This is a genomic window from Pseudoalteromonas lipolytica, from assembly GCF_001306915.1.
Classification (GTDB): Bacteria; Pseudomonadota; Gammaproteobacteria; order Enterobacterales; family Alteromonadaceae; genus Pseudoalteromonas; species Pseudoalteromonas simplex.
In genome coordinates, this window is sequence record NZ_LJTC01000001.1 from 43513 (window position 1) to 63506 (window position 19994).

At 41.8% G+C, this 19994-nt stretch carries 19 protein-coding genes; 14 read left to right on the forward strand and 5 right to left on the reverse strand.

Annotated elements, in window-relative coordinates; all coding sequences use genetic code 11:
• Window positions 1-3: 3 nt before the first annotated feature.
• Window positions 4-876 (forward strand): co-chaperone DjlA, encoded by an 873-nt coding sequence (gene djlA / locus AOG27_RS00205; RefSeq protein ID WP_054551003.1) that lies wholly within the window; start codon window positions 4-6, stop codon window positions 874-876.
• On the opposite strand, the gene AOG27_RS00210 is transcribed toward djlA, so the two are convergent.
• Window positions 859-1794 (reverse strand): DUF3530 family protein, encoded by a 936-nt coding sequence (locus tag AOG27_RS00210; RefSeq protein ID WP_054551004.1) that lies wholly within the window; start codon window positions 1792-1794, stop codon window positions 859-861. The two genes, djlA and AOG27_RS00210, sit on opposite strands and share 18 nt — an antisense overlap.
• A gap of 80 nt (window positions 1795-1874) precedes the next feature.
• Complete coding sequence (gene rluA / locus AOG27_RS00215; protein ID WP_082389154.1) at window positions 1875-2528, reverse strand: bifunctional tRNA pseudouridine(32) synthase/23S rRNA pseudouridine(746) synthase RluA; 654 nt, start codon at window positions 2526-2528, stop codon at window positions 1875-1877.
• 479 nt (window positions 2529-3007) lie between these two features.
• Here rluA and AOG27_RS00225 point away from each other — a divergent pair, with 479 nt between their 5' ends.
• The 5 genes from AOG27_RS00225 (at window position 3008) to AOG27_RS00245 (ending at window position 9341) form a co-directional block, all read left to right on the forward strand.
• Entirely contained in the window at window positions 3008-3667 is a 660-nt protein-coding gene (locus AOG27_RS00225; RefSeq protein WP_054551007.1) for a tRNA-uridine aminocarboxypropyltransferase, read from the forward strand.
• Between the two features lie 956 nt (window positions 3668-4623).
• Window positions 4624-5628 carry a Fe(3+) ABC transporter substrate-binding protein gene (locus AOG27_RS00230; protein ID WP_054551008.1) on the forward strand — a complete coding sequence of 335 codons (1005 nt, stop codon included), beginning with the start codon at window positions 4624-4626 and terminating at the stop codon, window positions 5626-5628.
• A 77-nt stretch (window positions 5629-5705) separates the two neighbouring features.
• Window positions 5706-7340: an ABC transporter permease gene (locus AOG27_RS00235; protein WP_054551009.1), complete on the forward strand. Its 1635-nt coding sequence runs from the start codon at window positions 5706-5708 to the stop codon at window positions 7338-7340.
• The gene (locus AOG27_RS00240; RefSeq protein WP_054551010.1) at window positions 7337-8380 is read left to right on the forward strand and encodes an ABC transporter ATP-binding protein; all 1044 of its coding nucleotides are present in this window, start codon (window positions 7337-7339) and stop codon (window positions 8378-8380) included. The genes AOG27_RS00235 and AOG27_RS00240 overlap by 4 nt, the downstream gene beginning before the upstream one ends.
• 61 nt (window positions 8381-8441) lie before the next feature.
• Window positions 8442-9341 (forward strand): Dyp-type peroxidase, encoded by a 900-nt coding sequence (locus tag AOG27_RS00245; RefSeq protein WP_054551011.1) that lies wholly within the window; start codon window positions 8442-8444, stop codon window positions 9339-9341.
• On the opposite strand, the gene argR is transcribed toward AOG27_RS00245, so the two are convergent.
• Window positions 9338-9805: a transcriptional regulator ArgR gene (argR, locus tag AOG27_RS00250; RefSeq protein ID WP_054551012.1), complete on the reverse strand. Its 468-nt coding sequence runs from the start codon at window positions 9803-9805 to the stop codon at window positions 9338-9340. The genes AOG27_RS00245 and argR overlap by 4 nt on opposite strands.
• 225 nt (window positions 9806-10030) lie before the next feature.
• On the opposite strand from argR, the gene mdh reads away from it, so the two are divergent.
• Window positions 10031-10966 (forward strand): malate dehydrogenase, encoded by a 936-nt coding sequence (gene mdh, locus AOG27_RS00255; RefSeq protein WP_054551013.1) that lies wholly within the window; start codon window positions 10031-10033, stop codon window positions 10964-10966.
• Window positions 10967-11055: 89 nt separating this feature from the next.
• On the opposite strand, the gene ispB is transcribed toward mdh, so the two are convergent.
• Window positions 11056-12027 (reverse strand): octaprenyl diphosphate synthase, encoded by a 972-nt coding sequence (ispB, locus tag AOG27_RS00260; RefSeq protein ID WP_054551014.1) that lies wholly within the window; start codon window positions 12025-12027, stop codon window positions 11056-11058.
• Window positions 12028-12437: 410 nt separating this feature from the next.
• Between ispB and rplU the strand changes: the two genes are divergently transcribed.
• From rplU to AOG27_RS00285, 5 genes are all read left to right on the forward strand, one after another.
• Window positions 12438-12749, forward strand: a complete 312-nt coding sequence (gene rplU / locus AOG27_RS00265; RefSeq protein WP_036965957.1) for a 50S ribosomal protein L21 — start codon at window positions 12438-12440, stop codon at window positions 12747-12749.
• 16 nt (window positions 12750-12765) lie between these two features.
• On the forward strand, window positions 12766-13023 hold the full coding sequence (gene rpmA / locus AOG27_RS00270) for a 50S ribosomal protein L27 (RefSeq protein ID WP_054551015.1): 258 nt from the start codon (window positions 12766-12768) through the stop codon (window positions 13021-13023).
• A 154-nt stretch (window positions 13024-13177) separates the two neighbouring features.
• A complete protein-coding gene (gene cgtA, locus AOG27_RS00275; RefSeq protein WP_054551016.1) occupies window positions 13178-14332 on the forward strand; it encodes an Obg family GTPase CgtA in 1155 nt (384 codons plus the stop codon).
• A 79-nt stretch (window positions 14333-14411) separates the two neighbouring features.
• Complete coding sequence (gene folA, locus AOG27_RS00280; RefSeq protein WP_082389164.1) at window positions 14412-14891, forward strand: type 3 dihydrofolate reductase; 480 nt, start codon at window positions 14412-14414, stop codon at window positions 14889-14891.
• A gap of 79 nt (window positions 14892-14970) precedes the next feature.
• Complete coding sequence (locus tag AOG27_RS00285; protein ID WP_054551017.1) at window positions 14971-15348, forward strand: DUF3718 domain-containing protein; 378 nt, start codon at window positions 14971-14973, stop codon at window positions 15346-15348.
• Between the two features lie 146 nt (window positions 15349-15494).
• Here the strand turns inward: AOG27_RS00285 and AOG27_RS00290 are convergent, their stop codons facing one another.
• Window positions 15495-16463 carry a class 1 fructose-bisphosphatase gene (locus AOG27_RS00290; protein ID WP_054551018.1) on the reverse strand — a complete coding sequence of 323 codons (969 nt, stop codon included), beginning with the start codon at window positions 16461-16463 and terminating at the stop codon, window positions 15495-15497.
• Window positions 16464-16623: 160 nt separating this feature from the next.
• On the opposite strand from AOG27_RS00290, the gene AOG27_RS00295 reads away from it, so the two are divergent.
• On the forward strand, window positions 16624-19053 hold the full coding sequence (locus AOG27_RS00295; RefSeq protein ID WP_054551019.1) for a zinc-dependent metalloprotease: 2430 nt from the start codon (window positions 16624-16626) through the stop codon (window positions 19051-19053).
• A 105-nt stretch (window positions 19054-19158) separates the two neighbouring features.
• Window positions 19159-19941 (forward strand): YggN family protein, encoded by a 783-nt coding sequence (locus AOG27_RS00300; protein WP_054551020.1) that lies wholly within the window; start codon window positions 19159-19161, stop codon window positions 19939-19941.
• The last annotated feature ends 53 nt before the right edge of the window (window positions 19942-19994 follow it).

Consider the following 19994-nt stretch of genomic DNA (forward strand, 5'->3'; position numbering starts at 1 on the left):
ATTATGTGGGGAAAAGTACTCGGTTTTTGTTTTGGCTTTATGTTTGGCAAATTTATAGGAGCCTTACTGGGCCTTTACCTAGGCCATATGTTCGATCGCAGCTTAAAACAAGACTTTGATAAAGCCGGTGGTTTTTCTGGTTTGTTTAAAGGCGATGATATTAACGAGCGCCAAGCACTTTTCTTTTCTAGCTGTTTTGCGGTGATGGGGCATATCGCCAAATCGAATGGACGCGTTAGTGAAACGCATATTCGTGCTGCAAGTTTGTTTATGGACGAAATGGGACTCTCAGGCGATGAGCGCAGAGAAGCACAAGATGCCTTTCGTAGTGGTAAAGAAAGCGATTTTTCATTAAAAGAAACCGTTCATGACTTTAAAGAGCGCTTTGCTCGACGCCATGATTTATTGCAACTGTTCCTCGAAATACAAATTCAAATGGCCTTTTCTGATGGTCACCTTGCAGAGCAAGAAAAGCAGCTTTTGCAAGAGGTGAGTAAGCAGTTAGGTATTTCACGTACTCAGTTTGCAATTTTATTAAAACGCTACCAAGCCGAATTTGCATTTCGTCAGCAACAACAGCGTTTTTATGAACAACAACGTCAACAAAGTCAGCAAAATCGCAGCAGTCATAGTGAACAAAGAGGGCACAGTGTGCCACCGAATAATAGTATGAATCGTGCCCAAGCGTTGGCTCTTTTAGGCTTAAACAATGATGCTTCTGCGAGAGATATTAAAGTTGCTTATCGAAAGCTCATGGCTCAGCACCATCCCGATAAGCTGGTATCGCAAGGTTTACCAAAACATATGATGGAAGTTGCGGTAAAGAAAAGCCAAGATATTCAAGCGGCTTATGAGTATTTAAAAAAGGCGGCGTAAAAATCCGTCGACTTCTTTGAGCAGTCGCTGGTGCTGCTCCGGCTCTGAAGGCACACCAAATAACTCTCTTTGTCGGTAGTCATATTTTGCGTGTTTTCTTACCCAACGTTTTCTGTCTTTAACACTTTGCAGCGTGTCAGGGTTGCCCTCACTATAGAAAATATCCAGTAGCGGTGGGCTGATAGTCGAAAGCGTCGCATTGAGATGCTGGTTACGAACACTGTTAGGTAAATAACTACCTAGGCTAATAAAAGCGTTTAGTTCGTTATTTGGAAAGCTCGCATAATGTTCAATCAAGAGCCCCGCACTGGCACCTTGTGCTACTACAATAATGTTGCCGCCTTCATCCATGGCACTGTTATACAAGGCATTGAATCTGGCAATTAGCTTTAATTTATAATCATCAAGTACGGCTTCACTAATATTAGGTTCACCTGTAACAAAATGCGGCGCTTGTTGTGTTTCGGCTGGTGGAGCAGGAGTTGATTGCTCATCGCCTTGTTGACTACTTTGTGTTGTTGACTCAGCTTCAGAGCTTTCAGGTGACTCGGGCGTTGTCACATCGACAGGGTGCCAATCAATGTCAGGCATGGTCATGGCAAGGGTTGCATAGCCAATTTCGTTTAACTGCTTGCGCAAAAAGTTAATACCAGCATTATTAGTGGGTAAGTGCTGCCAATCAGGAATGATTAGCACAATTCCGCGTTGACTGGCTGCCATCGATTGACGGTATAAACTAATGAACTCATCTTCACCGGCAAGCAGAGTGCGTACTTCATCGCTTGGTAAAAAGCGCTGAATATCGTTAGTGACCAAGCTTGACCAAGGGGTAGGTTTAATAAAATCGGCAGCATTCACATTGCCCATCAACGCAAAACAGGCTGCGTAAGCTAAGCGATGTGCGGGTTTTAAATTCATGCCGATATTACCTGAGTCTTTAATTAAATCAGTGATTAATTAACTATCGGCAGTCTTTATTAAATATTTAGCGAATTGTCTTAAAACTCAGGAGCGGCTTCAAAAATCAGTGTTTCACCGCTTGCAGGGTGAGCTAAGGTAAGCATTTCGGCATGCAGTTGTAAGCGGGGAGACATGGCGAATGCCTCGGGGTGAGCATACAACTTATCGCCTAAAATAGGGTGACCTAATGACAGCATGTGCACACGTAGTTGGTGAGAACGCCCAGTAATAGGGGTCAGCTCGACACGAGTTGCATTCTGTTCATGCTCAAGTACTTTAAAATGGGTTAATGACGGTTTGCCATTGTCGTGATCAACCATTTGCTTTGGGCGGTTCGGCCAATCACAAATAAGTGGTAAATCTACAGAACCAGTTTCTTGCTCAAGCTTACCAAATACACGAGCAATGTAGCGTTTCGCGGTTTTTCTATCTTGAAACTGAATGCTTAAATTACGATGCGCTTCTTTATGCATAGCTAAACAAATAATGCCAGAGGTCGCCATATCAAGGCGGTGAACAATTTTTGCCGTTGGGAAAACGCGATTAATGCGAGCAATAAGGCAGTCGGCGTGTTTTGGGTCTTTTCCCGGCACAGTAAGTAAACCACTTGGTTTATTCACAATAAGTAAGTCATCGTCTTGATAAACAATACTTAAATAAGGTGTCATTGGGGGATTATAATTGAGTAACACAGCCAGCCTCGATGATATGCAAGGGCGCTATTTTAAAGGAGTATGAGCGCTTACACAATGCCAGAGCTGGTTTTCGAGTAGCAGCTAAGATACAGTAAATTCAGCTATGGAGTTTTAAGAAAAGGACAAACAAATGTTTCGCTTTGGTTTATTTCGCAGTAAGCCTTGTTCACGATGTGGCTTAGAAGTAAATTATCTTGAGCCAGAGTGTCCGCACTGTAAAGGCTTATCAGATTTACAGGTCGTGTTTTTGAAAAAGTCCCACAGAGATGATTTACGTAATAAAAATAGCGATTTAATAGCCGTTTTTTGGAAGCTAACCCTTGTTGCATTTTTTATAACACTACTTCTCTTCATTTTTTAGAAATAGCTTGCTCTTTGGGCTTGCAGATATCTATTCCCCTTATTTTTAGCTACAATACGCGCCGTTTAATTATCTGGTAAATACAGTGGCTACTATCTCAAATAATTCCGTGTTAATGCTTCGTGCTCAGCAAATGACTGAGTCTCGTCGTGAATTTAAAGCGCGAGGAGCAAAGTTAACGCGTTGTGAGCGATGTTTATTAGCCGAACACTATTGTATTTGTGATGGTGTTGAACAGGCAAAGTGTGATGCCGCGGTTTGTTTACTTATGTACCATAATGAGAGTTTTAAGCCGTCAAATACTGGCCGTTTAATTGCTGAAATCGTGCCAGATAACCATGCCTTTAAATGGGATAGAACAAATCCAGATGAAGCCTTATTAAGCTTATTGGCAGATCCTCAGTATCAGCCAATGGTTATTTTTCCTGCTAGCGATGTAGACGACGAAGAGCGGGTGATCACCGAAGTAACCCCTGTTGAAGGTAAGCGTCCATTGTTTATCTTTTTAGATGGTACTTGGCGCGAAGCAAAGAAAATGATCCGTAAAAGCCCTTATCTAGATAATTTTCCTGTGCTTTCAATTACACCTGAAAAGCTTTCGGATTATCGATTGCGTGTTGCCCCGCATGAGCATCAACTAGGTACTGCTGAGGTGGCTATTATGGTTCTTGCTCTTGCTGGTGAAGAAGATGCAACTCAAAAGCTTGAGCAACATTTTATTAAGTTTAGAGATGCTTATCTGCTTGGTAAGCGAAATAAGGGACGCCCGGAGTAATAGTACCAATCCGCAATAATACTTAATCATTTTGAGGGATTAAACCTGTCGCTACCTGCGTTAAAAATTACTGATTTAGAACAACTAAATAACGAAATTTTTGCCTTGTTATCGACGAGGTTTTATTGCCCCAAAATAGACCACTTAATTAAGCGAATTGGTATAACTCTTTACTAAATTGTAGGCAAAAGAAAAGCGCGTACTATCTCTAGTCGCGCTTGCGGAATCTTCTTAATTTTTTGCATCCTGCAATTGAATCTAATCAACTCCCTAAACTTTGCCAATCCATGCGATTACACTTTACTTATTGGTTCTGTGTAATATAAGGCAATCCCGCCTTGTTTCCTTGTTAGTCCTTTACATCCTTGCTGGTAATCACTTTACCATTCCCTTACGTGCCATCCCGACACTATCCCTTTCTTTGCAAATCCGTTGCGATGCCCTAACGGCCTGTCCTTTATTCCACTTTTTGAACTTCCTGTATAACAACATCCTGTTGTTATGCCATTCCACATCATCCTGATGCTGTCCGTAGGTTGTCACTCCATTGCGTTACTCTTCCTGAGCCTGTCCTTGATTCCTTATTCTCCTAATGAACCTTATTCCGCGGTATTATGAGTAATGCTTCCTTATCCATCTACTCATTAAGCTTCTTGCTTAGTTGATGTAAGTAATTATAGAGAAATAGGCAAAGCTGAGTAGGTCAAAATCTTACTTAATCTGTTGGTTATTTTATTGTCATTTAATATATTTCATTAAATTTCAGTTGGTTAAGTGTTTTTGTGCAGTGTTTGCTGGTGCTTTTTACTCAATAACTGCCATGTGGGTGAGATATGTCTTACATGCAAATTCCTAAATGGCAGCTATGTTGATTGAAATATAAGTTTAAACGGGTGCACTTTGCCCTAACTCTAGGTAAAATATTTTGATAATTGTTATTATTTAGGTGCTATAAAATGAAAAAAACAGCCTTAGTATTACTTAGCGCATTATTAAGCGCGCCTACATTTGCTGCAGATGTAGTAAATATTTACTCGTTTCGTCAACCATTCTTAATTCAGCCTATTTTGGATGATTTCACTAAACAAACAGGTATTAAAACCAATGTGGTTTTTGCCAAAAAAGGGCTGATTGAACGTGTAAAGCGTGAAGGTAAACATAGCAAGGCTGATTTAGTATTAACCTCAAATTTTAGTGCGCTGATTCAATTAGAAGATTTAGGCTTAACGCAATCAATTAATAGTGATGTAGTTAATGCGAATGTGCCAAGTACTTTTCGCGATTCCGACGGTCAATGGATAGCACTTACTAAACGTGTACGTAATGTTTACTCTGCAAAAGAGCGCGTTGGTGCGCTTGGTGAGTTAACATACGAAGATTTAGCGGACCCAAAATACAAAGGTAAGATCTGCACTCGCTCTGGTAAACATCCTTACAATTTAGGTTTAGTTGCTTCTATGGTTGCTCACCATGGCGAAGCAAAAACTAAGCAATGGCTTGAGGGCGTAAAAGCCAATTTAGCACGTAAACCGCAAGGTAATGACAGAGCGCAAGTCAAAGCCGTAAAAGAAGGTTTATGCGATCTGGCGTTAGGCAACAGCTATTATTTTGGCAAAATGATGCAAGATGAGCAGCAAAAATCATGGGCAGAAGCGGTATATATTAACTTCCCTAACCAAACAAACCGTGGTTCTCATATCAATGTATCGGGCGTTGTTATGACCCGTTATGCTAAAAACCCTGAAAATGCCTTGAAACTGATTGAGTATATGACCGACAATAAGGCGCAAAATATGTATGCTTCAGTGAATATGGAATACCCTGTAAAGCAAGGGGTTGCATTATCAGAGATGGTTGCATCATGGGGTGAGTTTAAAGAAGACAGTCTACCTCTTGATGAGATCAGCAAATATCGCCCTGTGGCACTGAAGCTGATTGATGAAGTAAAGTTTGATTTATAACGAGAACATTCCTCGTTACACAATTTTATAAAAGCTGTTTTTTAACAGCTTTTATTTTATCTGGTATTAATCCACTTATGCATGTGAAGTTTTCGCTGTCGCGTTGGCAGCTTATAGCCTGGCTTATTGGCCTGTTGCTTGTTACGCCATTAGGCTTTTTATTATTTGAATCTCTGCAAGGAGATTCAGATGTATTTCAGCACCTTTTCGATACCGTGCTGTGGGATTATACCCGTAATACTCTCATACTCATTGCAGGGGTAGGGCTGTTAAGCTGTGTAATAGCATTGCCGTTAGCTTGGTTAACTGCATATTGTGACTTTCCTGGGCGTAAGCAATTTGAATGGGCGTTAATGCTGCCTTTAGCAATGCCAACTTATCTTATCGCCTACGTGTATACCGACTTACTTGATTATGCAGGGCCTGTACAGATCGCACTCAGAGACTGGTTTGGTTGGCAATCACCAGACGATTACTGGTTTTTTGATATTCGTACATTGACTGGGGCTATTTTTATGATTGCCTTGGTACTCTATCCTTACTTATACCTAATTTTTAAAACGGCACTCAGAGAGCAGTCTTTTAAACTAGTGCAAGCTAGTCAACTAATGGGGCTATCACCATTACAAAGTTTTTTACGCGTTAGTTTGCCTCTTGGTCGTGGGGCGATTGTGGCAGGGGTTACATTGATCAGTATGGAGGCTATGGCTGATTTTGCTACTGTTAACTACTTTGCTGTGAGCACACTGACGACCGCTGTTTATGATACATGGCTTGGTTATTACTCATTAACCGCAGCGGCGAAAATCTCAGGTATTATGTTACTGATTTTGTTTTTAACCATCATGGTTGAGCGCTTTAGTCGTCGCAATCAAGCTGTGTATGAACGTCAGTCAAGCGTAAACAGCGCAACTTTGTATCGCTTAAAAGGCGGTGCGGCATGGGCTGCAAGCTTGGCTTGCACCGTTGTGCTGGTATTGGCTTTTATTCTGCCGGTTGGAGTATTAGTTAAATATGCCATTGTCTATGCAGATGAAGCATGGAATGGGGCATTCTTTAATTACGCTTGGCAAAGCTTTAAAGTGGCTGTAGTGGTGAGCATTGCAACTATCCTATTGAGTTTATTGGTATTGTTTTATCAACGCATTGCGAAGCAAGCTTACCCTTTGATCCCTGGGCGTTTAGCAAGTACTGGCTATGCCTTACCTGGTACTGTATTAGCGATTGCTGTATTGCTCCCATTAACTCAGCTAGATGATGCATTAAATAATTGGCTTGAGCCTTTTGGTCTATCACCAGGGTTACTTTTAAGCGGTACTTTATTTGCGATGATTTTTGCTTATGTTGTACGTTTTTATGCGATTGCGCATGGCGCGCTTGAAAGCAGTTTTTTACGTATTAGCCCATCACTTGATATGGCCAGCCAATCAATGGGCAAAGGGCCCATGCAAACCCTTTGGCGAGTACATTTACCGCTATTAAAACGCGGTATTTTAACAGCTGGTTTGTTAGTGTTTATTGAGTGCATGAAAGAGTTACCTGCAGCTCTATTACTCAGACCTTTTAATTTTGAAACCCTAGCAACTCATGTTTTTCAATATGTTAGTGATGAGCAATTGGAGCTTGCGTCAATTTCAGCCTTGTTTATCGTGTTAGTTGGGTTAATCCCTTTGTATTTCGTTAATCGTTCGATGGAGCAAAATCACTCATGAGTCATTTGATAATTAAAGACTTAGCTTATCAGTACAATGCGACTCAGGTGTTGAGTGAACTAAACCTCAATGTTGAACAAGATGAAATCGTCTGTTTGCTTGGCGCAAGTGGCTGCGGCAAAACCACCACCTTAAAGGCAATTGCCGGGATTTTACAGCCTGATCAAGGCTATATGAGTATTGATTCAAAAGTGGTCAACGATAGTGGGCTGTTTGTTGCACCGGAAAAACGTAATATTGGCATGATGTTCCAAGACTATGCGCTGTTTCCTCATTTAACGGTAAGCGACAACATTGCGTTTGGTCTTAGCAATATGAGCAAAGCGCAAAAGCGAGAGCGTGTAGGTGAAATGCTTAGCCTTGTTAAACTCGATGGTTGTGCACAGCGATATCCGCACCAGCTTTCTGGTGGCCAACAGCAACGTGTGGCAATAGCCCGTGCACTTGCTTACAAACCAAGTTTATTATTACTTGATGAGCCATTTTCGAATATTGATACACAAGTGCGTTTTGAGCTTATTGCCGATATACGCCGCATTATTAAAGCTCAGCAGGTTTCTGCGGTATTTGTTACTCACTCAAAGGAAGAAGCTTTCGCATTTGCTGACACGCTTGCGGTTATGCATGGTGGAAAAATAGCCCAACAAGGCTCTCCTGAGCAGTTATTTAGTCAACCTAACTCAAAGGTGGTTGCAGAGTTTCTTGGTACGGGCATATACTTAACGGCAAAAGTATTAACGCCAACTGAATACGAAACGGCGTTTGGTGTGGTTCACTCATTGACACCGAACAATGCAGATTGTCAGCAAGGTCAAGTGTATATAAGACCGCACCATATTCAGTTGTGTGAAGCTGCGCACAGTGACGCAAACAGTTTAACTATTTTGCACAGGCGCTTTATCGGTACGCGTTATGTATATCGAATTAATATTGCAGGGCAAGAGTGTGAAGTTGCTGCAGAGCAAGACCGCGTGTTAGCTGTTGAGCAACCTGTAAAAATAAAAATAATGCCGCACACAGTCAATTTTTTTCATGATTAGTAATAAATAACAATCTTGAATCCTTGGCTTTGTGCAAATAACGAGAAGCTAAGGATTCACTATGGCGCAAGCGCAATCTGGGATTTGTGCTGAAGCAAACTTACATGGTTTGCACCTGTTTTTTAATGTTTACGATGGCCACGATGAGTCATTACGTAAAAAACTAAAACGCGTTAGCGTCATTCAAGATGAGTTTGCTGATCAGTTCTCAGAAGCCATGCTATCGTGCGTGGTTGCCCTTGGTGCTCAGTATTGGCCGCATATCTTGCCCGAGTTTATTCCTAGTCAATTGCAAAGCTTTCCGAATGTAACTCACAGTGATCATGTGATGAGTGCCCAGCCATTTGATTTGTTTGTACAAATTCGCTCAGACCGTGAAGATGTAAACCATCTATTTGCCCTGCAAATCCTAAAATTATTAACACCGGATGTTGAGCTGGTGGAGCAGGTCCGTAATTTTCGGTTTTTAGATGGACGTGATTTTAACGGCTTTATTTATGCAGGCGATACACCTCATGGCCGTCAAAAGCGTAGTACAGCACTTATCGATAAACCGGGGCACTTTGAAGATCAAGGCAGCTATATTCATGTTCAGCGCTTTGTGCATGATTTGAGTGTCTGGCAGCATTTATCGCTGTCTGAGCAAGAGCAAATCATGGGGCGCACGCGTCTAGATAATACCTTGATTGTGCCTGCTGTAGAAACCAGTCATGCGGTACGTAGTGAATTAAAAGATGAGCATGGCCAGCCACTATTGCTAAACCAAAGCATGCCATTTGGTGATGTGCATAAGCAGGGAATTTTAATGGTTTCGTGTGCTGCGCAAGGGGATGCGTTTGAGCAGGTATTAAAGAGTCGCTTGGGGCAGGGCGATTGCTATGATCATTGGCTCGATTTTACTCAAGCCGATATGGGATCTGCGTTTTTCGCCCCGTCAGTAAACTTCTTAAAGCAGCTTTAAACGGTATCGAATAAAGTGCGTACGCGATCAAGCGTCACATCGATTTCAGAAATCTTCGCAGGGGCGATAAAAATAGTGTCGTCGCCTGCAATAGTGCCTAGTACGCCATCTGCTTTACCGAGTGAATCAAGTAAACGAGCAATTAATTGTGCTGCGCCTGGACTGGTGCGAATAATGATCATCATTTCGTTATGCATAATATCAATAACAAGCTGACGCAGTGGGCTTTTCGCTGTTGGCACACCCATTTCAGCCGGTAAGCAATAGACCATTTCTTGTTTTGCATTACGAGTACGTACCGCACCAAATTTGCTTAACATGCGAGATACTTTACTTTGACTAATATTATCAAAGCCTTGCTCTTTTAATGCTTCGACAATCTCACCTTGTGAACCGAAGTTTTCTTCTTTTAATAGCGCTTTAAACGCTTTGATCAGTGCTTCTTGTTTGTCTTGTGGTTGCATGTTGCCGTTTCTTTATTCATAAAATGTAGGGTAATTCTACACAACTCTGCATATTTATGCAGTATTAGTTTACAAAGTCGTCCAAAATGCTGTGTCTTTACAGCCAAGTTTACAACTATGGTCGAAATTATACGCGAAATAAGCAGGATAAATTTGTTTTTAGTCGCTAATTTCATTATCTTTAGGGCCACAAATATTTCCTACCTCAAATTACGGAGAATTCCAATGAAAGTTGCTGTTTTAGGCGCAGCTGGCGGTATCGGCCAAGCATTGTCTTTATTATTAAAAACAAGTTTACCTGCAGGTTCTGAATTATCGTTATACGATGTTGCCCCTGTTGTTCCTGGTGTAGCGGTTGATCTTTCTCACATCCCAACAGACGTTAAAGTTGAAGGTTTTGGTGCTGACAGCTTAGACGCAGCATTAGCTGGTTGTGATATCGTTCTTATCCCAGCGGGTATGCCACGTAAGCCAGGCATGGACCGTGCGGACCTTTTCAACGTAAACGCAGGTATCATCAAAACATTAGCTGAAGGCATCGTTAAAAACTGTCCTAAAGCGTTAGTAGGTATCATCACTAACCCAGTAAACGGCACTGTGCCAATCGTTGCTGAAGTATTCAAAAAAGCGGGTACTTACGATGCAGGCCGTGTATTCGGTATCACAACGCTTGACGTGATCCGTTCAGAAGCATTTGTTGCTGAACTTAAAGGTTTAAGCGCAACTGACGTTAAAGTTCCAGTGATCGGCGGTCACTCAGGTACGACAATCCTTCCTCTTCTATCTCAAGTTGAAGGTGTTACTTTCACTGACGAAGAAGTTGCGGCATTAACTCCACGTATCCAAAACGCAGGTACTGAAGTTGTTAACGCTAAAGCGGGTGGCGGTTCAGCGACTCTTTCTATGGGTGCTGCAGCAGCACGCTTCTGTATGTCTTTAGTTAAAGGCTTACAAGGTGAAGAAGTAGTTGATTACGCATACGTTGCAGTTGAAAACGGTGACGCAGCATACTTCGCACACCCAGTTCGTCTAGGTAAAAACGGCGTTGAAGAAATCCTTTCTTACGGTGAGTTAAGTGCATTCGAAGAGCAAGCTAAAAACGACATGCTAGCTACACTTAACAAAGACATCCAAGAAGGTGTTGATTTCATCAACGGTTAATTCCGACAGATGATAGGCGATTTTTTAAATCGCCGAAAACAAAAAAGCCTGCAAATGCAGGCTTTTTTAATGGCTCGAATAAATAGTGTTTAGTGATCGCGGGCAACGGCGATACGGGCCAAACTCTCTAAGGCTTGTTTGTACGGTGTATCTGGTAAGAACGCAATACAAGCAATTGCTTTGTCAGCTTCTTGCTCAGCTTTTTGCATTGCAAACTCAAGGGCTTTAGTGTCAGCTAATGCCGCTAGAATGCTTTCTAAATGGTCCATACCATTACCAAGCTCAATTGCTTCACGTACTAGCTTAACTTGCTCTGGTGTGCCTTTTTGCATTGCGTAGATAAGCGGTAGGGTAGGTTTACCTTCAGCTAAATCATCGCCAATGTTTTTACCAAGTTGCTCGGCATCAGCGTTGTAATCAAGTACATCATCCACTAATTGGAATGCAGTGCCAAGATGCATACCGTATAAGTTTAATGCTTCAAGGGTTTGTTTGTCTTGCTCGGTAATAATTGCAGCAAGGCCGGTTGCAGCTTCGAACAATTTTGCCGTTTTGCTGTAAATAACCTGCATATAGCTTTGTTCTGTGGTGTCAGGGTCATTACAGTTCATTAGCTGTAATACTTCACCTTCAGCGATGACATTGGTTGCATCCGCTAAAATTTGCATGATTGGCATTTTACCTAGGCCAACCATAAGCTGAAATGAACGTGTATAGATAAAGTCACCGACCAAAACGCTCGCTGCATTACCAAACTCTGCGTTGGCTGTAGGCGTACCACGGCGCAAATGTGACTCGTCGACAACGTCGTCATGCAATAAAGTGGCGGTATGAATAAATTCGATGATAGTGGCAAGCGTAATATGGTCTTTGCCCTCATAACCAAGTGCTTTTGCCGCTAAAATGGCCAACATAGGACGAACGCGTTTACCGCCACTGTTTACTATGTATAAACCGAGTTGGTTAACCAATGCGACATCTGAGCGCATTTGGGCATGTATAAGTTGATTGACGTCATCCATTTCATTTTCGATTAACGTCTGGATAGCTTTTATATCCATTGATCTCCGAGCCAATATTTATGGGTATACGGGGCTGATTGTACAACAAAAAAAGCGCTTGCTCGATATTTTGTGATGATTCAGTAAAAAAACACTGTAAAGTTTTTTATTTGAGATCAATTTTGCCAAGATAAATTTATAACCTTGATTAATAAGTGATCAGCTTTTTGAATTTTAAAGGTGCCTATTATTAGCGTAATTTAATTGTCATGAGATCGTAAAAACCGCTTGGCATGTGGTGTTTTTAGGATAGAATAGGGGAAAATATTGAATTGCTCTCAATGCAGCTATTTTTTATTCATTTTATCGAAAAAGAGGCTTGCTAGTTTTTGCACATTAGCGTAAACTTCGCGCCCTATTGAAGAATATTTTAGTTGCGTCGATTTGAGGGCGCACAGACGGAGTTAATTATGTACGCGGTTTTCCAAAGTGGTGGTAAACAGCACCGTGTGACTGAAGGTCAAACAATTCGTCTTGAGAAATTAGACGTTGAAACTGGTGCAGCAGTTGAATTTGATTCAGTACTTTTAGTTGCTGATGGTGAGAAAATCGAGATCGGTGTACCGTTCGTAAACGGTGGTAAAGTAACAGCTGAGGTTGTTTCACACGGTCGCGGTGAGAAAGTTAAGATTGTTAAATTTAGACGTCGTAAGCATTCTCGTAAGCAAATGGGCCATCGTCAATGGTTCACTGAAGTTAAAATCACTGGCATTAGCGCTTAATTAGAGGTACTGAGAAATGGCACATAAAAAAGCAGCTGGTAGTACTCGTAACGGTCGCGATTCAGAAAGCAAACGCCTAGGTGTTAAGCGTTTTGGTGGTGAATCAGTTCTAGCGGGTAGCATCATTGTTCGTCAACGTGGTACTCGTTTCCACGCTGGCGCAAACGTAGGTATCGGTAAAGACCACACTATCTTCGCAAAAGCAGATGGTAAAGTTCAATTCGAACAGAAAGGTCCTTTAAACCGTAAATACGTAAATATCGTAGCTGAATAATCATCTCGATATTTGAAAAACCCCGCCTTTGCGGGGTTTTTTGTTTTAAGGCACATAATAGTGCGTATAAATATATACCTAAGCTAAGCCTGCAATCAGAAGGGCTTAGGTATATAATAGAGTTATTAACAAGCCAATCTTAAAGTGAGTAATCATGAAGTTTGTAGATGAAGTAGAAATTCGTTGTGACGCGGGTGATGGCGGCAGCGGTGTCGTATCTTTCCGACGTGAAAAATATGTACCAGATGGCGGTCCTGATGGCGGCGACGGCGGCGATGGCGGCAGCGTTTATCTACAAGCCGATGAAAACTTAAATACGTTAATTGATTACCAATTTGAGCGTTTTCATAAAGCAGAGCGCGGCACAAATGGTCAAAGCCGTAACATGACAGGTAAAAAAGGCGCTGATTTAACGCTTAAAGTACCTGTTGGTACACGTATCATTGATGTTGACACTGAAGAGTCATTAGGTGATTTGACCAAGCATGGTCAAAAGGTTGTTGTTGCAAAAGGTGGTTTCCATGGCTTGGGGAATGCACGTTTTAAATCAAGTACAAACCGCGCTCCACGTCAAAAAACACTAGGTACACCTGGTGAAGTTCGCAGCTTACGTCTAGAGCTAATGCTACTTGCTGATGTTGGCTTACTTGGTTTACCAAATGCTGGTAAATCAACGTTTATCCGTAGTGTTTCTGCAGCTAAACCAAAAGTGGCAGATTACCCGTTTACGACGCTTATTCCTAATCTTGGTGTAGTACGCCCAGATGCGAATAAGTCATTTGTAATTGCTGATATCCCAGGTCTAATCGAAGGCGCTTCAGATGGCGCAGGCCTTGGTATTCGCTTCTTAAAACACTTAGAGCGTTGTCGTGTATTACTGCATATCATTGATGTTATGCCTGTTGATGGCACAAATCCGGTTGATAATGCCTTTGCGATTATTAATGAGCTACACCAATACAGCCCTAAACTTGCTGAAAAGCCGCGCTGGTTAGTATTTAACAAAATTGACCTATTACCAGAAGATGAAGCTGAAGCCCTGTGTAATGAAATTGCCGAAGAGCTAGGTGAAGAGGTTAATGTTTACCGTATTTCTGCTGCGAATAAACAAAATACTCAAGCATTGTGTCATGACATTATGGCGCTACTTGATAGTATGCCGAAAGAGAAATTCGCTGAAGAAGAGAAAGAAGAAGTTGAATTTAAGTGGGATACTTATCATCAGAAAGCGACCTCTCAAGATGATGATGATTGGGATGACGACTGGGATGATGATGACTACGATGTGGAAGTTATCTACCAACGATAAAATTTAAAACTGAAAAGGAGCCATGCGCTCCTTTTTTATTAATAAGAAAAAAGTATTAAGGTTTAGTGTGAAAATTTCAATGATTGCTGCGATGGCAAATAACCGAGTAATTGGCCAAGACAACCAAATGCCATGGCATTTACCCGCCGATCTGCAACACTTTAAAAAAGTAACCATGGCAAAGCCTGTGATCATGGGCCGTAAAACATTTGAATCAATAGGTCGGCCTTTACCGGGTCGTCAAAATATTATTATCACGCGTAATGCTGATTACACAGCTGAAGGTATTGAGGTGGTTACTTCACCAGAGGCTGCGCTGGAATTGGTTGCTGATGTTGAAGAAGTAATGATTATTGGTGGCGGAAATATATACGAACAATTCCTGTCTCAAGCAGATCGTCTATACTTAACTTTTATCGACCTTGAAGTGGAAGGTGATACGCAGTTCCCAGATTACGAAAGTGTTGCTAATTGGACAGTTGCCGAGCAAGAAAAGCATCAGCCTGATAACAAAAACCCTCACTCGTATACTTTTGTAACCCTGTACAAAAATTCGTAACATTATTGCGGTAAAATTAATTAGTTGGTACAATATTACACAATCTTGGTAAGAAAAAAGTATTACATAAGGGCAAAATATGATGAAGTTACCAAATATGTTACTTGCAGCGGCTGTTGTATCAGCGTCAGTTGCGTATACAGCACCAGCAAAAGCTGATGATCAATTAGCGGTTTCTATCTGTGAATATATCGCAGCTGATGATAAAAACCGTTTGCGTAGTAAGCTTAAAAGCTCACGTGTGAAAATTCGTAACATTTTTGATGCTGTGAAATGCAATGGCAATAACATGCTTCGTCATGCAATCGAAAGCGGCGCGGCAGATACTGGTGAGTATATTGTTAAGAACTTATCAAAAAGCTCTTTAGAAGATGGTGCTGATATTGCTTGGGCTGAGTCGAACGGTCACGGTGGTTCACCACTAATCGCTGTTATTAAAGACCGCGCAGGCCTTTAATTTAAGCGCCAAAAGAATATAAGAAACCGCACTCGTTGCGGTTTTTTTGTGCCTGTAAGGTAAGTAACTTGTTGAGAATCTCTCGTTTATTAAAAACTGGAAGCTTCTAAAGTTGAAGCCTTCCAGTTTGAGGCATTTACTGCTTGTTATTTATGGTAGCTTAAACAGGTTTCTACTTCGTTCTTCGAACCTAAGATCACCGCCACACGTTGGTGAATAGCGTCAGGTTGAATGTCCATGATGCGCTCAGTGCCTGTAGAAGCTATGCCGCCAGCTTGTTCGATTAACATTGCCATTGGATTTGCTTCGTATAATAAACGTAATTTGTTAGGTTTATTTGGATCTTTCGTGTCGGTTGGGTAAGTAAAAATACCACCACGGCATAATACACGGTGCACATCACCCACCATTGCAGCAATCCAGCGCATGTTGAAGTTACGACCACGTGGGCCTGTGACACCAGCAATTAAGTCATTGATGTAATTTTGCATCGCAGGTTGCCAATGGCGTTGGTTTGAAGCATTGATAGCAAATTCGCTGGTCTCTTCAGGTACGCTTGCAAAATCTTGTGTTAATAAGAAGGTACCGTGCGTTTTATCTAAGGTGAAAAAGCGTGTGCCCTTGCCGGTTGTTAACGCCAGCACGGTTGATGGGCCATATAATACATAACCCGCTGCAACTTGGTTTTTACCCGGTTGCATAAAAATACTAGGATCAGCTGGATCTGAACCTTCAGGCGCCGCCATAATTGAGAAAATCGTACCAACGAGTGAGTTGATATCAGTATTTGATGAGCCATCAAGTGGGTCGAATGCAACAATGTAGTTGGCATCTGGATTACCCGCAACGGTGAAGTCTTCTTCTTCAGAGGCAATGGCTTTTACGTAGCCCGATTCTAATAAAATATCTTTTAAAAGTTGATTAGTTAGAACATCGAGTTTTTTCTGAGTTTCACCCTGAATGTTTTCGTCTAGGGTTGAGCCTAATACGCCAGATAGGGCGCCTTGACCAACACGAAATGAAATTTCTTTACATGCCGCAAGTACCGTTCTGATCAATGAGATCAGTTCACGAGGGCAACCATCTTCTAACAATACCGGTGGGAGTCTACGCATTCTATTTTCCTGATAACGTTGTAGCCAGACATTTTTAGTGTGAGAGAGAATGTCTTAGCAAGCGCTGAATTTCGTCTTAAATAGCTGATTTTTATAAACGGTACTTTATACTGCTTAATACCTATACAGTATTTAAAACGCGAATAACAAAGATAAGATTATGCAAAAAATACCATTACTACGATATCTGCTCTTAGCTGTGCTACTTACTATGATAACTCAAGCACACGCAGCAATTAAGTCTATAAATGATTTTACTGAAAAAATGACTCATTTTTCAGGCTATTTTTCATTTTACTACGACACAGAAAACGGCAAATTGTATCTTCAAGTGGATAAACTCGAGCAACAATTTTTACTACAACAAAGCCTACCTTACGGTGTTGGTTCAAATGATATTGGCTTAGATCGCGGTCAGTTAGGTGACACACATTTAGTACAGTTTGAGCGTTTTGGCGATAAGGTAATGCTAAGAGCCATCAATACATATTACCGCGCTAATACTAATAACCTTGCGGAACAACAAAGTATTAAAGAGGCGTTCGCATCGAGTATTTTAGCGGGTTTTGGTGTTGTAGCTCAGTCAGATACTGCGGTACTTGTGGATTACACCCCTTATTTATTAAGCGATGTTCATGGTGTAAGCCGTCGTTTATCGGCAACCGGGCAGGGAAGTTTTAGTCTAGATAGTAACCGCAGTGCGGTATATTTAGCACGTTCAAAAGCGTTTGAAAAAAATACAGAATTAGAAGCCGTACTTACTTTTCAAGGTAATAACCCAGGAAAGTATGTACGCCAAGTGAGCGCAGACCCTTATGCGCTGACAGTACATATGCATCACTCATTAATTGAATTACCTGATGATAACTACACCCCGCGCAAGTTCCACCCTCAAGCAGGTTTTTGGAGCATTGAGCACAAAGATTATGCGGCAGCGCTGGGTGAGTCTATGTATGTGCGTTACATCCCGCGTCATCGTTTAGCAAAAAAAGATCCGAGCCTGCCAATCAGCGAGCCCGTTGAACCGATTGTTTATTACTTAGATCCGGGCGTACCAGAGCCAGTTAAAACAGCGTTACTTGATGGTGCTAAATGGTGGAATGATGCCTTTAATGCAGCAGGTTATAAGAGCGCATTTATCGTTAAAGTGCTCCCTGATGATGCCGACCCTATGGATATACGCTACAACGTAATTCAATGGGTGCACCGTGCAACCCGTGGTTGGTCGTATGGCAGTTCAGTGATTGACCCTCGAACTGGCGAAATTATCAAAGGCCATGTGACACTCGGGTCACTGCGTGTTCGTCAAGATATCCTAATTGCAGAAGCATTAGCAGCTCCCTATTTTGAAGGCAATGAAGTGGCTAAGCGTTTACAAGCCATGGCGCTTGATCGTATTCGTCAATTAAGCGCTCATGAAGTAGGGCATACTTTAGGTATTTCGCATAACTTTGCAGCGTCAGTGGCAGACAGAGCTTCTGTGATGGATTATCCACACCCACTACTGAGCTTCAATGAGCAAGGTAAATTAGATGTAAGTCGAGGCTATGCTGCTGGCATGGGCGTGTGGGATACCCAAGTTATTAAATATGGTTATAGCGATTTCACTAATCAAGATGAAGCACAGCAATTGGCTGCTATTTTAGCCGAGAACAAAAGCAAAGGGTTGGAGTTTATCTCAGACAGTGATGCCCGCGCTCAAGGGGGCGCTCACCCAACTGGGCATTTATGGGATAACGGCAGTTCACCGAGTGATGAGCTTATGCGGGTACTAGATGTTCGTAAACAAGCGCTGACGAGCTTTGGTATCGAAAACATCAAAACGGGCACAGCTTTATCACAACTAGAAGAAATGCTGGTGCCACTTTATTTGTTCCACCGCTATCAAGTTGAAGCGGCGGTTAAATTAATTGCCGGTGTAAATTACGAATACGAAGTTCGTGATGGTTCACAACCAAAAGGGGCGCAGGTTGTGGCAAAGCAAACACAACAAGCGGCAGTGGATGCCGTACTTGCGACATTAAAAGCTGAAAACCTTGTTTTACCTGAGTCGGTATTAGCGCTTATTCCACCAAAAGCGTATGGTGAATCAAAATCACGGGAGAGTATTGTTGGTCGTACAGGACTAACGCTTGATGCGATGGCGCTGCCTGAGGTTGCTGCAGCACATAGCTTGAGCCTACTTTTTAATAGCCAACGCATTAACCGTTTAGCACAGCAGCAAGCACGAAGCGATGCATTTTATGGTTTAGATGCGCTATTAGCACAAACTTATCAGCAAGTTTTTGAGCAAAAAATTGCTTCAGGGATGGCAGGTAAAATTAGCCAACGTGTGCAGCTTTTAACGGCGAAACAATTTGCTGACCTAGTCGCAAGCAATGAGGTGGCACCCGAAGTACAAGCTCAGCTTCGTTACTACTTAGCTAAACTTGCAAAGAGTTACCAGCAAGAATCAATGCTAGGCAGTGCATCCGTTGGTAATAGTGCATTTAAGCAATACTTAAACGAGCAAATCAGTCACTTTTTAGAAAACGGTGAATGGCCTGCAAACTTTAAAGTGTTACCAATGCCACCGGGTTCGCCAATTTAACTCACCTTTCTTTTAAGGCGCCTAGCATAGCTAGGCGTTTTACTTGCATAAAATTGGATATTTGCTAATCTAGCGGCCTTCCTTTTTTGTCTTTTTGAGGTGTATATGGCGTTCTTTTCTCGCTCGTTGTTAGCAGCGGCCATTACATTCTCTAGCTTTTCCAGTTACGCAACCCTAGAAAAAAAACAATGCGATGTAGAGCTAAGCCATGGCTTAATCATCACTGATGATGTCATTCGTATTGTTGATAAAGGTCAAACTCGCGTACAAATCAACAACGATAACCAATTGTTTATAAGAGGTTATTGGGTTGATTTAAGCCCAGATGAAAGCAAAGTTGTAGAGCAGTTCAGCCGCGGTATCAGGCAAACAGTCCCTGAACTTGTTGACTTGGCGACCGATGGTGTAAACCTTGGCTTAAGTGCCATCGAGCAAGTTGTTGAGGGCATGTCAGACAAAGAGCCCGAAGTACTAAAAACTCAGCTGCAATATGTTGAGCGTGCGCTGATGGATAAATTTAAGCGTGGTGATGACTTTTTCTTTATTGCTCCGCAGTCGCTGTCGAAAATAGATGACTTTTTTACCAAAGAAATCAGCCAAAAAATTCACTCTGCAGTGCATGGCTCACTTGGCGCTATTTTAGTCTCGTTAGGCGATGCTTTTAAATCGCGCGAAGGTAACATCGAAGACCGTATCAATGATATGGGGCAGCGTATGGATATCATCTCAAAAGAAATTGATAAATCACTACAAAAGAAAGCAGAGCAATTAGAGATGAAAGCCTCAGAATACTGTGAGTGTTTGAACTCATTAGATGTCACCGAATCGCGCTTACAACAAATGGTGCCTGGTATGGCCGATTTTGATTTGGTACAAATAAAGTCTTAATGCGAATTTAAAACGAAAAAGCCCAGCAACTGCTGGGCTTTTTCGTTTTTAGT